Genomic DNA, 14,494 nt, shown 5'->3' with positions numbered 1-14,494 from the left:
ACGGACCGGATCGGAAGTGGATTGAGGAAGTATGCATAACTACAACAGGCAGCAGGGCGGAACAATACTCGGCATCATCATCGGCCTGATCATCGGCCTCGGCATCGCGCTCGGGGTGGCCATGATGATCACCAAGACGCCGATGCCTTTCACCGACAAGATGGGCCGTCCCAAGCAGGCCGACCAGAACGCCCAGGTGAGCGACCCGAACCGGCCGCTCTACGGCAAGCAGGCGAAGAAGCCGGCGGAAGAGGCCGCGAAGGATCCGGCGCCGACCAATACCGCCGCGCCGCAGCCGACCGAGAAGAAGCAGGAAGTCACGGTCGACCCCAAGCTCGATGCCAAGCCGGCACCGGCGCAGGCCAGTGAAAGCAAGGCGCCTATCGTCGAACAGTCGGCCAAGCTCGGCGTGGCGGAAAAGCCGAAAAAAGTCGAGGGCGATACCCGCGCCGACGTGAAGGCGGAAGCCAAGGCCGAATCCAAGTCCGATGCCGCGGATGAAAAGTGGAGTTATTATCTGCAGGCGGGCGCATTCCGCGAGCAGAACGACGCGGAAAACATCCGCGCCAAGCTGGCTTTGCTGGGCGTCGAGGCCAAGGTCTCGGAACGCCAGGCCGACACCGGCGTGCTGTACCGGGTGCGCGTGGGCCCGTTCAATCAGATGGATTCGATGAACAAGGTTCGCGGCAAGCTGTCCGACAACGGCGTGGATGCCGCGGTCGTGCGCATCGCAAAGTAGACAAAACACCAACAAAAGCTAATCAGTAGCTGACCAAAGCAAAAGGAAGCATATGCGTTTTCTGAAACATGTCCTGGCTGCATTGAGCATTTCCCTGATGGCTGCTGCCTCCGCACAGGCAGCGCCCGACAATCCGCAAAACGGCGTCGATTACCGCACGCTGGACAAGGCGCAGCAGACCGACTCCGGCAAGAAGGTCGAAGTCACCGAATTCTTCTGGTATTCCTGCCCGCATTGCCACGCGCTGGAAAACGACCTGGTGGCCTGGGTCAAGAAGCAGGGCGACAACATCAGCTTCAAGCGCGTGCCGGTCGCTTTCCGCGATTCCATGGTGCCGCAGCAGAAGCTGTATTACACGCTGGAAGCGATGGGCAAGCTCGAGGAACTCCATCCCAAGGTGTTCAACACCATCCACGTGCAGAAGAAGCGCACCGACACCGACGCGGAAATCACCGACTTCGCCGTCAAAAATGGCCTCGACAAGGCGAAATTCCTCGAGGTGTACAACTCCTTCGGCATCCAGAGCAAGGTCAAGCGCGCCGCGCAGCTGGCACAGGCTTACCAGATCGACGGCGTGCCGCTGCTGGCCATCGACGGCCGCTACCTGACCTCGCCTTCCATCGTCGCCGCCAGCATCGGCAACAAGCCGGAACCGGTACTGCATGCCGCCACGATGCAGGTCGCGGACTGGCTGGTCAACAAGAGCAAGCAGGGCAAGTAATCCAGGCAGGGAAGAGTTCCCCCGTTCAAAAGTCCGTCACTCGCGAGAGGGCGGACTTTTTTCATGGCAATCTTTTCCTTTCCGCCACTGCCGTCCACTGCCGTCCATTGCAGCCCATCGCAACTTCAAGGTTTCCTCGAATGACTCCGACCATAACGACATGCATGCCGACATGAAACGCGTCTTCATCACCGGCGCCTCCAGCGGCCTGGGCGCCGCGCTCGCAAGGCGCTACGCCGAACAGGGCGCGACGCTCGGCCTGGTGGCCAGGCGCGGCGACCTGCTGCAGGAACTGGTCGCAGGGCTGCAGCATCCCGAGCGCCACCGCCTCTATGCGCTGGATGTCAACGACCATGCGGCGTTGCAGGCGGCGGCGCTGGATTTCATCGGCAGCCGCGGCGGCGCCGACATCGTCATCGCCAATGCCGGCATCTCGCAGGGCACGCTGACCGAACATGCGGAAGACCTGGAAGTCTTCGAGCGCATCATCGCCACCAATGTGACGGCCACCGTCGCCACCTTCGCGCCTTTCGTGGCGGCCATGAAGCGCCAGGCGGCGGCCGGCAGCCAGGCCTGCCGGCTGGTCGGCATCGCCAGCGTGGCGGGCATCCGCGGCTTGCCGGGCGCAGGCGCCTACAGCGCCTCCAAGTCGGCGGTGATCAGCTATTGCGAATCGCTGCGGGTCGAACTGCGCGGCAGCGGCGTGAAGGTGGTGACCATCGCGCCCGGCTACATCGATACGCCGATGACCCGGGTCAATCGTTATCCGATGCCATTCCTGATGCCGGCCTCCGCTTTCGCCGAGCGGGCAGTGCGCGCCATCGAAGCGGGCGCCAGCTACCGGGTCATCCCGTGGCAGATGGGCGTGGTGGCGAAGCTGCTGCGGCTGCTGCCGAACTGGCTGTACGATATTGCTTTTGCCAGGGCGCCGCACAAGGCGCGCAAGCCATGAACTGCATCGATGCCATCGGGCAGCAGCATGCCCCGCTCGCCTCTGGCCAGGCGGCGCGCATCGTCTCGCTGGTGCCGTCCGTCACCGAACTGCTGTGCGAACTCGGCCTTGCGCCCATGCTGGTCGGCCGCACCGGTTTCTGCATTCATCCGGCGGACACCGTGCGCGCCATCCCCAAGGTCGGCGGCACCAAGGATGTGAACATCGAAAAGATACGCCGGCTCGCGCCCACCCACCTAGTGGTCAATATCGACGAGAACGAAAAGCCCACCGTCGATGCGCTGGCGCAATTCATCCCGCATGTGATCGTCACCCATCCGGTCGCGCCGCGCGACAACCTTGCGCTGTACCGGCTGCTGGGCGGCATCTTCGGCGCGCAGGCGCGGGCCGAACGCTTATGCGCAGAATTCGAACGGGAATACGCGGCGCTGCAGGCCGCCCGGAAAGGACCGCCGCAGACGGTGCTGTACTGCATCTGGAAGGATCCCTGGATGACGGTATCGCGCGACACGTATATCGCCCGCATGCTGGAAGAGATCGGCTGGCGGCAATGGGTGCCGGAGGCGCCGGAGGAAACGTCGGGAGCTCCTGCCGCGCGCTATCCTCGCTTCGACTGGTCCGACCGGCTGGCGGCCGGCATCGATGCGGTGCTGCTGTCGAGCGAGCCCTACCGCTTCACCGAGGCGCATGTCGATGCGCTGGAACGGCAGATCGGCAAGCCGGTGCAGCTGGTCGACGGCGAGATGATGTCCTGGTACGGCAGCCGGGCAATCGCCGGCCTGCGCTATCTGCGTTCGCTCGCGGGCGGCTGCTGAACATGGGCGGCTGACGAGCGGCGGGCGGCGTCCTACTTTTCCCGGTTCATCCTGACCAGCATGCGGATGAATTCGCGGGCCAGCGCCTGGTGATGCTTGTCGAGGCGCTGCAGGTCGGTCAGCAGCTTGACGTCGGTGGATTCGAAGCGGGAAGCGGAAGTGCCGGCTTCGGCCGCGGCCTGGTCGTCGCCGCCGAAACGCAGCCACTCGGTCGACACGCCCAGCCATTGCGCCAGGGTACGCAACTTTTCCTGGGTTGGGATGGCTTCGCCGACCAGCCACTTGCGGGCGGCGTGAACCGTGATCGGACGGCCTTCGAAACGGACATTGAATTCCCTCGCCAGCTGCGTCGGGCTGTCGGATGAATATTCTGCGTTGCGCAGCGCTTTCTGAAGCCGCTCGCTAAAGCCTTCTCGTTCTATAGTTGGATTCATGACCGCGCACTATTCCATGTCGACGCTTGACAGTCAGTCTACTGGCGACAGGAACTTCTTGTGACCAAATGTGTAAAGGAAAGGTAACACATTATGTATCAAGTAAACTGGCGCAATGAATAATATAAATTCAACATTTTCATAAAAGGTCGGATTGCTCAATAGTTGCGTCGAAATTTGCAGGCCGCGGCGCGCTGGAGCCGGAAAAAGAAAAAGGCCGGCGCTGCGGCCGGCCTTTCCATCTCCCGATCCAGCGTGCTGGCGTCAGGCGGTGCGAAAGCGGATAACGCCTGCGTCGTCGGTCTCCCTGACCAGCACGCCGTCATGCCAGAGCTTGTTCAGGTGGGCCAGCGCCTCGCCGAGCGCGAAGCTCATCTGGTGCGTGTCGAGCGGGCGGCGGAACATGATGGGCACGATGTCGGCCGCCGTCTGCGGGATCGCGCAGGCAGTGACGACTTCGGCCAGCCGGTCGCGGTGATGGTCGTTCAACTGGCCGATACGGGTATGCAGTCCGCGGAACGGCCGGCCATGGGACGGCAGCACCAGCGTGTCGGCCGGCAGGTGGCTGAATTTCTTCAATGAATCCAGGTACATCTGCACCGCGTTGGACTCGGGCTCGACCGCAAACACGGACACATTGGTCGAAATGCGCGGCAGCACCATGTCGCCGGAAATCAGCAGGTTGAGGCCGGCGCAGTAGAGCGCCGCATGCTCGGGCGAATGGCCGAAGCCGGTGATCACCTGCCAGTCATGGCCGCCGATGCGAAAGACCTGGTTGTCGACGATGCGGTGATACGACTCCGGCATAGCCGGCACCATGCTCGGATAGTAACTCTTGCGGCCCTCGACCTTTTCCCGCATCGACGCCTCGCTCAGGCCGTGGCGCACGAAGTGGGGAATCGCCGCCACGCCGTCGACGCCGGGCAGCGCCGCCGACATCATGCGGGCGAAACCGTAGTCGCCGGCGGTCATCCACAGCCGCACGTTCCAGCGCTTGCACAGCCAGTCGGCCAGGCCGACGTGGTCGGGATGGCAATGGGTGACGATGACCCGCAGCACCGGCAGGCCGCCGAGCGCGGTGGCGAACACCGATTCCCAGGCGTCGCGCGTGGCGTCGCTGCTGATGCCGCAGTCGACGATGGTCCAGCCGTCCCGGTCCTGTCCCCCTGCCTGGCCCGGGCCGTCGCGCAGCAGCCAGAGATTGATGTGGTCGAGCGCGAAAGGCAGGCCGGCACGCAGCCAGAACAGGCCGGGGGCGACTTCCATCACCGTTCCTGACGACGGCAGCTGATCGCCGAACGGATACTCGAGTTGGGATTCCAGGGGATTCATGAGGGCGGCTCCAGGGAAGCATGTTAAGGGCGGCGATCGCCGCAGTTTGCGCCGGTTCACATTTAGGGCGGACACGCCTACAATACGCCAGTGCGCGCCTTTACGTTAACGTAAACTGCAGTTGCTTTACAGTGATTCTAAACACATTCGTTTTTCACTGCTGACGACCCCGGAATTCCTTCATGCCAACCTATACCATCACCGAGCTCGCCCGCGAATTCGACATCACGCCCCGCGCCATCCGCTTCTACGAAGACCAGGGCCTGCTGAACCCCAAGCGCGAGGGCGCGGGCGGCCGCACCCGGGTCTACAGCGCCAGCGAACGCACCCGCCTCAAGCTTACCCTGCGCGGCAAGCGGCTCGGCCTGAGCCTCAGTGAAATCAAGGCCTTGGTCGACATGTACGAATCGCCGAAGGACACCGCGCCGCAGCTCAAGCGCTTCCTGGCGGTGCTGGCCCAGCACCGGGAAACCCTGGAGCGGCAGCGCGAGGATATCGATGTCACGCTCGCTGAAATTTCCGCGCACGAGGAAGAATGCAGGCGCCTGCTCAGCGATGAAAAGTCTCTGAAATCCCCGGAGAAAAAGCCGGCCGCGCGCAGGATCAAGGATGCCGCCTGAGCCGCCTCAACAAGGTAGTTTTACGGTACCCGCTTTACGTTTACGTTAACGTCATTTTGGCGGTATGATGCGCTGCATCGCGCCAGAAGTTTTGCCAACTCAAACAATCGCATCACTCCTATAAAACGAGGACGACATGATCCACTTGCCCGGCTTGACCTTTGACCATGGCGAAGACATCGCCGCGCTGCGCGAAACCGTGCAGCAATTCGCGCAGGCGGAAATCGCGCCGCGCGCCGCAGAAATCGACCGCACCGACCAGTTCCCGATGGACCTCTGGAAAAAGATGGGCGAGCTCGGCCTGCTCGGCATCACCGTCGGCGAGGAATACGGCGGCACCGACATGGGCTATCTCGCCCACATCGTGGCGATGGAGGAAATCTCCCGCGCCTCGGCCTCGGTCGGCCTGTCCTACGGCGCGCATTCCAACTTGTGCGTCAACCAGATCAAGCGCAACGGCACCGAGGAGCAGAAGCGGAAATACCTGCCCAAGCTGATTTCCGGCGAACACGTCGGCGCGCTGGCAATGTCGGAGCCGAACGCCGGCTCCGACGTGGTCAGCATGAAGCTGCGTGCCGATTTCAAGGGCGACCGCTGGGTATTGAACGGCACCAAGATGTGGATCACTAACGGACCCGACGCCGACACCTTGGTGGTCTATGCGAAGAACGACATCGAAGCCGGCCCGCGCGGCATGACCGCCTTCCTGATCGAAAAGGGATTCAAGGGATTCTCGATCGCGCAGAAGCTCGACAAGCTCGGCATGCGTGGCTCCCACACCGGCGAACTGGTGTTCCAGGATTGCGAAGTGCCGGCGGAAAACGTGCTCGGCGGCCTGGGCAAGGGCGTCAACGTGCTGATGTCCGGCCTCGATTTCGAGCGCACCGTGCTCTCCGGCGGTCCGCTCGGCATCATGCAGGCATGCATGGATGCGGTGGTGCCCTATATCCACGAACGCAAGCAGTTCGGCCAGCCGATCGGTGAATTCCAGCTGATGCAGGGCAAGATCGCCGACATGTATTCGACCATGATGGCTTGCAAGGCCTACGTGTACGCGGTCGGCCAGGCTTGCGACCGGGCGAAGAATCCGGAAGCGGTGCGGGCGCTGCGCAAGGATGCGGCCGGCGCCATCCTGTACTCGGCGGAAAAGGCGACCTGGATGGCCGGCGAGGCGATCCAGACCCTGGGCGGCAACGGCTACATCAATGAATACCCGGTCGGACGTCTGTGGCGCGACGCCAAGCTCTACGAAATCGGCGCCGGCACCAGCGAGATCCGCCGCATGCTGATCGGCCGCGAACTGTTCGCCGAAACCAAGTAAGGCCAAGCGGCATGAACGCGGCGCACCCTGCCTGACAAGGGTGCGCCGCAAGCGGAGCCCACATGGAGCGCATACAATGCATTCCCCCGATCCGAATTACCGCCGCGTCGTCGAACAGGGTTTCGGTGAGGCGGCTTTCCTGAACGAAATCGGCATCACCCTTGTCGATTGCGGTCCCGGCTGGTGTGAATCCATCCTTCGCATCGGGCCGCGTCATCTGCAGCACACCGGCGTCATCCACGCCGGTGTGCAGACGACGATCGCCGACCATACCGCGGGCGGCGCCGCGATGACCGTGACGCCGGCCGAGGGCTTCATCCTGACCGTGGAATTCAAGATGCATCTGCTGCGGCCGGGCATCGGCGAATCGCTCCGGTGCCGCGCGCAGGTGCTCAAGCCGGGCAAAGCCTTCCATGTCGTGGAATCCGAGGTTCATGCCGTCAGCGGCGACAGGGAAGTGCTCATCAGCAAATTCAGCGGGACCATGGCGGTCGTCGCCCGCACCGGCGAAGCGGCCGCAATCTAAAAAACTGAACGCCCGTATTTTTACGAGGTGTGGAACAGAGAAAGAACGGATTACCATCGCATCATGGCTTCATTGCACCTCACCACGCCGCTGCTGCGCCACGACAGCCTGTCCGCCGCCATCGGCAAGCAGATCCTGCTCAAGATGGAGAACCTGCAGCCGTCGGGCTCCTTCAAGATGCGCGGCATCGGCCTGTTCTGCCAGCGCGCCGCCGAGCGCGGCGTGCGCCACTTCGTCTGCCCGTCCGGCGGCAATGCCGGCTTCGCCGCTGCGGTGGCCGGCGTCGCGCTCGGCATGCAAACCACCATCGTGGTGCCGCAGACCACGCATGAATCGGTGCGACACCGCATCCGCGGCATCGGCGCCGAAGTGGTCGTGCACGGCAGCGTCTGGGACGAGAGCCACGAACACGCATTGCAATTGTGCGAACAGCCGGACACGGTCTATGTGCCGCCGTTCGACCATGAAGACATCTGGGACGGCAATGCCACCCTGATCGACGAAGCCGCGGTCCAGGGCGCCGACTTCGACGCGGTGATCTGCGCGGTCGGCGGCGGCGGACTGATGTGCGGCGTGATCGCCGGCCTGCACCGCAACGGCCTGGCGCACATCCCGGTGATCGCCGCCGAGACCGAAGGCGCCGCCTCGCTGCATGCCGCGATGAAAGCTAACGAACTGGTGACCTTGCCCGAGGTCAAGACCATCGCCACCTCGCTGGCCGCCCGGCGCGTCGCGCGCCAGGCTTTCGAATGGACGCGCAGGCACGATGTGCGCAGCGTGGTGGTGTCCGATGCGCAAACGGTAAGCGCCTGCCGCCGTTTCGCCGACGACATGCGCACGCTGGTGGAGCCGGCCTGCGGCGCCGCGCTGTCGGCGGTGTACCACAGCGTGCCGGCGCTGGCCGCGTTCGAAAAACCGCTGGTGGTCGTGTGCGGCGGGATCGGCGTGGATCTGGCTAAACTGGAAGCCTGGAAAACCCAATTCGAGCGCTAGCCATGGCACAGACCGCCCAGACTGCCCAGCCTGAATTCCCCAAGCTGCTCCGTTCCCAGATCGCGTTCGATATCGCGCGCGCCATCCTCGACGGCTTCGACAAGCATTACCGCCTGTTCCGCGACGCCAGCCAGGATGCCAAGCGCTATTTCGAAACCGGCGACTGGAAGACGGCGCAGGCCAAGGCGCGGGAAAGAATCGCGTTCTACGACAAGCGGGTGCAGGAATGCGTGCAGGCGCTGGAAGACGAATACGAGCCGGAGGAAATCGGCGGCGAGGTGTGGCGCGAGGTCAAGCTGCATTACATCGGCCTGCTGATCAACCACAAGCAGCCGGAACTGGCCGAAACCTTCTTCAACTCGGTCTGCTGCAACATCCTGCACCGCACCTATTTCCATAACGATTTCATCTTCGTGCGGCGCGCGGTCTCGACCGAATACATCGAGCCGGACGGCCTGCAGCCGACCTACCGGGTCTACTATCCGGCCAAGGACGGGCTGCACTACACCCTGAAGCGCATCGTTACCAATTTCCAACTGGCCGCCCCGTTTGCCGACCTCGACCGCGACATCGGCTTCGTCGAGGCGCGCATGCGGGCCATGTTCGGTTCCGACCTGCTGGAGCCGAACCACCAGATCCAGGTGCTGGCCAGCCTGTTCTACCGCAACAAGGGCGCCTACATCGTCGGCAAGGGCATCAACGGCAACCGCATCTATCCGTTCGTCGTGCCCATCCTGTACAACCGCAGGCGCGAGCTGGTGCTCGACACGGTGCTGTTCGATCCGACCCTGATCACGGTGCTGTTCTCGTTCACCCGCGCCTATTTCATGGTCGACATGGAAGTGCCATCGGCCTACGTGCATTTCCTGCGCACGCTGATGCCGTACAAGCCGAGCAGCGAGATCTACACCATCCTCGGCCTGCAGAAGCTGGGCAAGGCGGCGTTCTACCGCGACTTCCTGCATCACCTCAAGTATTCGTCGGACTGCTTCGAATCCGCGCCCGGCATACGCGGCCTGGTGATGGTGGTGTTCGCGCTGCCGTCCTTTCCCTACGTGTTCAAGGTGATCAAGGATTATTTCCCGCCGCCCAAGGACACCACGCGCGAACTGGTCAAGGAAAAATACCTGCTGGTGAAGAACCACGACCGCGTCGGCCGCATGGCCGACACGCTCGAATATTCCAGCGTCGCCTTTCCGCGCGCGCGCTTCTCGAACGAACTGCTGGCCGACCTGAAGAAGGTCGCTCCATCCATCATCGAGGAAGAGGGCGACGAAATCGTCATCAGGCACCTGTACATCGAGCGCCGCATGACTCCGCTCAACATGTGGCTCGCCGACGCCGAGAAGCGCGGCGACCATGCGGCCATCGAGCACGCGATTGTCGAATACGGCAATGCGATCAAGGATCTGGTCGGCGTCAACATCTTCCCCGGCGACATGTTGTACAAGAACTTCGGCGTCACCAAGCACGGTCGCGTGGTGTTCTACGACTACGACGAGATCGAATACATCACCGACTGCAACTTCCGCGCGATTCCCGCACCGCGCAACGAGGAAGATGAAATGGCCAGCGAGCCCTGGTATCCGGTGGCGAAGAACGATGTCTTTCCCGAACAGTTCGGCACCTTCCTGCTGGGTGTGCCGCAAGTCAGAAAATATTTCCTGAAGCACCATGCCGACCTGCTCACCCCGCAGTACTGGCAACAGGCCAAACAGCGCATCCTGGATGGCCATATCGAAGACGTATTCCCGTATCCGCAGGAATTGCGTTTCAGCTACAAACCCCTACCCCCCGCGGCGCATGCCGCTTGACCTCGGAGACTTCACATGAACAACGATCCTATTGTTATCGTCGGCGCCGCCCGCACCCCGATGGGCGCCTTCCAGGGCGACTTTGCCGGCCTGTCCGCATCCGACCTCGGCGCGGTCGCGATCCGCGCCGCCGTCGAGCGCGCCAATCTCGAACCCAGCCATGTCAACGAAGTCCTGTTCGGCAACTGCCTGATGGCGGGCCAGGGCCAGGCGCCCGCGCGCCAGGCCGCGATCAAGGCCGGCATTCCGACTTCCGCCGGCGCGGTCACGCTGTCGAAGATGTGCGGCTCGGCGATGAAGGCCGCGATGATCGGCTACGACTCGCTGCTGGCAGGCAGCAATGAGGTGGTCGTCGCCGGCGGCATGGAATCCATGACCAACGCGCCCTACCTGATTCCGAAGGCGCGCGGCGGCTACCGCATCGGCCACGGCATGATGTACGACCACATGATGCTCGACGGCCTGGAAGACGCCTATGAAAAGGGCCGTTCCATGGGCACCTTCGCCGAGGAATGCGTCGACAAGTACAAGTTCACCCGCGAAGAGCAGGACGCCTATGCGATCGAATCGGTCAAGCGCGCCCAGGCCGCCACCAACGACGGCTCCTTCAAGTGGGAAATCGCGCCGGTCACGGTGGCCGCGAAAGCAGGCGACGTCGTCATCGATAAGGATGAAGGCCCGCTCAAGGCCAAGCTCGACAAGATTCCCTCGCTCAAGCCGGCGTTCAAGAAAGACGGCACCATCACCGCAGCATCCTCCTCGTCGATCAACGACGGCGCCGCGGCGCTGGTGCTGATGCGCGAATCAACCGCCAAGAAGCTCGGCTGCAAGCCGATCGCCCGCGTGCTCGGCCACTCCACCCATGCGCAGGAACCGAACTGGTTCACCACCGCGCCGGTGGGCGCGATCGAGAAGCTGTACAAGAAGCTCAACCTGACCACCAAGGATGTGGACCTGTTCGAGATCAACGAAGCCTTCGCCGCGGTGCCGATGGCCGCGATGAAGGAACACGACATCCCGCACGACAAGATCAACATCCACGGCGGCGCCTGCGCGCTCGGCCATCCGATCGGCGCTTCCGGCGCGCGCATCATCGTCACCCTGATCGGCGCGCTGCAGAAGACCGGCGGCAAGCTGGGCGTGGCGGCGCTGTGCATCGGCGGCGGCGAAGGCACCGCGATGGCGATCGAGCTGGTGTAAGCCAGGGCGCTCAATGAGCGTCTAACGAAGAGGTCCGCCGGTATCCCGGCGGACATCCGCCCTTTACTCCGAACCGGGAGATCATCATGCCCACCGCACTCATCATCGGCGCCTCGCGCGGCATCGGCCACGAATTCGTGCGCCAGCTGCGCGCCGCCGGCTGGAAGGTCATCGCCACCGCGCGCAGCGACGATGCGCTGCAGGCCCTGCGCGACGAAGGCGCCGAAGCGCTCAAGCTCGACGTGCTCAAGCCGGAATCGCTGGCCGGGCTCGGCTGGCAGCTCGACGATGAAAAGCTAGACCTGGCCGTCTACGTCTCCGGCTTCTACGGCAGCGGCGGCCAGGCGACGGCGATGCCGACCGCCGAGGATTTCGACAAGGTCATGCGCACCAACGTGCTCGGCGCGATGCAGGCCATCCCGCTGATCGCGCCGCTGGTCGAAGCACGGCAGGGAAAATTCGTGTTCATCAGCAGCGGCATGGGCAGCATAGGCGAAACCGAATCCAGCCACGGCTGGGTCTACCGCGCTTCCAAGGCGGCACTCAACATGGCGGTCAAGAGCGCGTCCTTCGATTACCCGAAGGCCACGCTGGCGGCGATGAATCCCGGCTGGGTGAAGACAGACATGGGCGGGCCGGATGCGCCGACTTCGGTCGAGGACAGCGTGACCGGCATGCTGAAAGTGATCGCCGGCCTCGGCCCGGAACACAGCGGATCGTTCCAGAGCTACGACGGCCGCAGCATCGCCTGGTAACAATACACCGCACAACACAACATGGCACGGCCGGCGCAAGCGTGCCGTGCAAGGGGACAGCAGATGGTTCTATCCGAACAGCATGAAATGATCCGCGACGCGCTGCGCAGTTTTTCGCAGGAGCGCCTGGCGCCCAATGCGGCGCGCTGGGACAAGGAGCACCACTTCCCGGCCGACGAGTTGAAGGGCCTGGCCGCGCTCGGCGCCTTCGGCGTCGCGGTGCCGGAAGAACTCGGCGGCGCCGGCCTCGACTATGTGTCGCTGGCGCTGGTGCTGGAAGAAATCGCCGCCGGCGACGGCGGCACCTCGACCGTCATCTCGGTCAACAACTGCCCGGTTTGCAGCATCGGCATGATGTATGCCAACGACGAGCAGAAGGAGCGCTTCCTCAAGCCGCTGGCACGCGGCGACATGCTCGGCGCCTTCTGCCTGACCGAGCCGCATGTCGGCAGCGATGCCTCCGCATTGCGCACCAGCGCCGTGCGCGACGGCGACCATTATGTGCTCAACGGCGTCAAGCAATTCATCACCAGCGGCAAGACCGCCGACGTCGCCATCGTGATGGCGGTGACCGACAAGGCCGCCGGCAAGAAGGGCATCAGCGCCTTCTGGGTGCCGACCGACGCGCCCGGCTACATCGTCGCGCGCCTGGAAGAAAAGCTGGGCCAGCATTCATCGGACACCGCGCAGATCCTGTTCGAGAATTGCCGCATCCCGGCGCAAAACCTGATCGGCGAGGAAGGCCAGGGCTACAAGATCGCCCTGTCCGGCCTCGAGGGCGGGCGCATCGGCATCGCCTCGCAATCGGTCGGCATGGCGCGCGCCGCCTTCGAAGCGGCGCTGGCGTATGCGAAAGAGCGCACCAGCTTCGGCAAGACCCTGTTCGAGCACCAGGCGGTGCAGTTCAAGCTGTCGGAGATGGCAACGCAGATCGAAGCGGCGCGGCAGCTGATCATGCATGCGGCTAGCATGAAGGATGCCGGCAAGCCCTGCCTGAAGGAAGCCGCAATGGCCAAGCTGTTCGCCAGCGAAATGGCCGAGCGGGTCTGCTCGGACGCGATACAGATTCACGGCGGCTATGGCTATGTCAGCGATTTTCCGGTGGAACGGATTTACCGGGATGTGCGGGTGTGCCAGATTTACGAGGGGACGAGCGATATCCAGAAGATATTGATTGCGAGGGCGCTGCAGTAGGGCATATCGAGCGGCCCAGCGGCTCCCCCTTCAAGGGGGAGGTTGGGAGGGGGATGGGTCCAGTGCACGCACGAAAACCTATCCCCACCCCAACCCTCCCCTTGAAGGGGAGGGAGTGATGAGGCCTTGCGGACGGAGCAATGCCGCAAGACCAAAAAACCGAGGAGAACAGCAATGAAAAAAGGCTACAAGGCCCTCGTCGATGAAGCGATGGCTGAAATCAAGACCTATACCGTCGAACAGGCCCGCGCAAAATACGAAGACCCCAACGTGCAGTTCGTCGACATCCGCGATCCACGCGAGCTCGAGCGCGAAGGCGTGATTCCCGGCGCCTTCTCCGCGCCGCGCGGCATGCTGGAATTCTGGGTCGATCCGGAGTCGCCGTATTACAAGCCGGTGTTCGGCGAAGACAAGGAATACATCTTCTTCTGCGCCGGCGGCCTGCGCAGCGCGCTGGCCACCAAGACGCTGCTGGACATGGGCATGGACAAGGTCGCGCACATCGAAGGCGGCTTCGGCGCATGGAAGAAGGCCGGCGCGCCCACCGCGGACAAGACAGAGAAAGCGAAGACGGTCTGATGGTCGAAATGTTGCAGCAAGTATCGAAATGAACAAGCCGCAATCCACCGCCTGCCCCTGCGGCGGCAAGGACTATGCAGCCTGCTGCGGCCGCTTCATCGAAGGCGGCGTGCCGGCGCCGGCCGCCGACCTGTTGATGCGCTCGCGTTATACCGCCTATGTGCTGCGCAATGAAGCGTATCTGAAGGCTACATGGCATGCTACGACCCGGCCTGCCGAGCCGGTGGCGCAGGATGACGACATGAAATGGCTGGGGCTGGACGTGCGCAGGCATGTGCCGAATGCCGAAGATGGCGATCGCGCGACGGTGGAATTCGTCGCCCGCTACAAGATCGGCGGACGGGCGCACCGCCTGCATGAAATCAGCCGCTTCGTACGCGAGGACGGCAAGTGGTTTTACGTGGATGGCAGTTTTCCGGAAAAGACTTAAGACATCGCCGCACACCAGCACTTCACAAGGGTGCAAGGATGAAAGGCGAATGACGACAACATCGCTTGA

The 14,494-nt window shown here is 63.3% G+C and carries 16 protein-coding genes; 14 read left to right on the top strand and 2 right to left on the bottom strand.

Going from position 1 to position 14,494, the window contains the following annotated elements; genetic code table 11:
• The first annotated feature begins 31 nt into the window (after positions 1-31).
• From RY831_RS07610 to RY831_RS07595, 4 genes are all read left to right on the top strand, one after another.
• Positions 32-739 (top strand): SPOR domain-containing protein, encoded by a 708-nt coding sequence (locus RY831_RS07610; RefSeq protein WP_326505719.1) that lies wholly within the window; start codon positions 32-34, stop codon positions 737-739.
• A 52-nt stretch (positions 740-791) separates the two neighbouring features.
• Entirely contained in the window at positions 792-1,460 is a 669-nt protein-coding gene (locus tag RY831_RS07605; RefSeq protein WP_326505718.1) for a thiol:disulfide interchange protein DsbA/DsbL, read from the top strand.
• A gap of 172 nt (positions 1,461-1,632) precedes the next feature.
• On the top strand, positions 1,633-2,412 hold the full coding sequence (locus RY831_RS07600; protein ID WP_326505717.1) for an SDR family oxidoreductase: 780 nt from the start codon (positions 1,633-1,635) through the stop codon (positions 2,410-2,412).
• Positions 2,409-3,227: a helical backbone metal receptor gene (locus tag RY831_RS07595; protein ID WP_326505716.1), complete on the top strand. Its 819-nt coding sequence runs from the start codon at positions 2,409-2,411 to the stop codon at positions 3,225-3,227. Before RY831_RS07600 ends, RY831_RS07595 begins: the two co-directional genes overlap by 4 nt.
• Before the next feature lie 32 nt (positions 3,228-3,259).
• Here the strand turns inward: RY831_RS07595 and RY831_RS07590 are convergent, their stop codons facing one another.
• Positions 3,260-3,661 carry a hypothetical protein gene (locus RY831_RS07590; RefSeq protein ID WP_326505715.1) on the bottom strand — a complete coding sequence of 134 codons (402 nt, stop codon included), beginning with the start codon at positions 3,659-3,661 and terminating at the stop codon, positions 3,260-3,262.
• A gap of 264 nt (positions 3,662-3,925) precedes the next feature.
• Positions 3,926-4,993, bottom strand: coding sequence for an MBL fold metallo-hydrolase (locus tag RY831_RS07585; RefSeq protein WP_326505714.1), 1,068 nt, complete (start codon positions 4,991-4,993; stop codon positions 3,926-3,928).
• A gap of 182 nt (positions 4,994-5,175) precedes the next feature.
• Here RY831_RS07585 and RY831_RS07580 point away from each other — a divergent pair, with 182 nt between their 5' ends.
• The 10 genes from RY831_RS07580 to RY831_RS07535 all read left to right on the top strand — a co-directional run bounded on the left by RY831_RS07580 (position 5,176) and on the right by RY831_RS07535 (position 14,425).
• Positions 5,176-5,613 carry a MerR family transcriptional regulator gene (locus tag RY831_RS07580; protein WP_326505713.1) on the top strand — a complete coding sequence of 146 codons (438 nt, stop codon included), beginning with the start codon at positions 5,176-5,178 and terminating at the stop codon, positions 5,611-5,613.
• A 136-nt stretch (positions 5,614-5,749) separates the two neighbouring features.
• On the top strand, positions 5,750-6,934 hold the full coding sequence (locus RY831_RS07575; protein ID WP_326505712.1) for an isovaleryl-CoA dehydrogenase: 1,185 nt from the start codon (positions 5,750-5,752) through the stop codon (positions 6,932-6,934).
• A gap of 76 nt (positions 6,935-7,010) precedes the next feature.
• The gene (locus RY831_RS07570; protein ID WP_326505711.1) at positions 7,011-7,460 is read left to right on the top strand and encodes a PaaI family thioesterase; all 450 of its coding nucleotides are present in this window, start codon (positions 7,011-7,013) and stop codon (positions 7,458-7,460) included.
• A gap of 63 nt (positions 7,461-7,523) precedes the next feature.
• A complete protein-coding gene (locus RY831_RS07565; protein ID WP_326505710.1) occupies positions 7,524-8,453 on the top strand; it encodes a pyridoxal-phosphate dependent enzyme in 930 nt (309 codons plus the stop codon).
• Positions 8,454-8,455: 2 nt separating this feature from the next.
• On the top strand, positions 8,456-10,267 hold the full coding sequence (gene aceK / locus RY831_RS07560; protein WP_326505709.1) for a bifunctional isocitrate dehydrogenase kinase/phosphatase: 1,812 nt from the start codon (positions 8,456-8,458) through the stop codon (positions 10,265-10,267).
• Positions 10,268-10,282: 15 nt separating this feature from the next.
• A complete protein-coding gene (locus RY831_RS07555) occupies positions 10,283-11,467 on the top strand; it encodes an acetyl-CoA C-acetyltransferase (RefSeq protein ID WP_326505708.1) in 1,185 nt (394 codons plus the stop codon).
• Positions 11,468-11,553: 86 nt separating this feature from the next.
• Positions 11,554-12,222 carry an SDR family oxidoreductase gene (locus RY831_RS07550; RefSeq protein WP_326505707.1) on the top strand — a complete coding sequence of 223 codons (669 nt, stop codon included), beginning with the start codon at positions 11,554-11,556 and terminating at the stop codon, positions 12,220-12,222.
• A gap of 63 nt (positions 12,223-12,285) precedes the next feature.
• Positions 12,286-13,416, top strand: a complete 1,131-nt coding sequence (locus tag RY831_RS07545; RefSeq protein ID WP_326505706.1) for an acyl-CoA dehydrogenase family protein — start codon at positions 12,286-12,288, stop codon at positions 13,414-13,416.
• 174 nt (positions 13,417-13,590) lie between these two features.
• Positions 13,591-13,995 (top strand): rhodanese-like domain-containing protein, encoded by a 405-nt coding sequence (locus RY831_RS07540; RefSeq protein ID WP_326505705.1) that lies wholly within the window; start codon positions 13,591-13,593, stop codon positions 13,993-13,995.
• Positions 13,996-14,023: 28 nt separating this feature from the next.
• The gene (locus RY831_RS07535; protein WP_326505704.1) at positions 14,024-14,425 is read left to right on the top strand and encodes a YchJ family protein; all 402 of its coding nucleotides are present in this window, start codon (positions 14,024-14,026) and stop codon (positions 14,423-14,425) included.
• The last annotated feature ends 69 nt before the right edge of the window (positions 14,426-14,494 follow it).

It is taken from the genome of Noviherbaspirillum album (assembly GCF_035916955.1).
In the GTDB taxonomy this organism is placed as follows: Bacteria; Pseudomonadota; Gammaproteobacteria; order Burkholderiales; family Burkholderiaceae_D; genus Noviherbaspirillum; species Noviherbaspirillum album.
The sequence above is the reverse complement of the archived record's forward strand: the minus strand, read 5'-3'. Positions and strand labels throughout refer to the sequence as shown.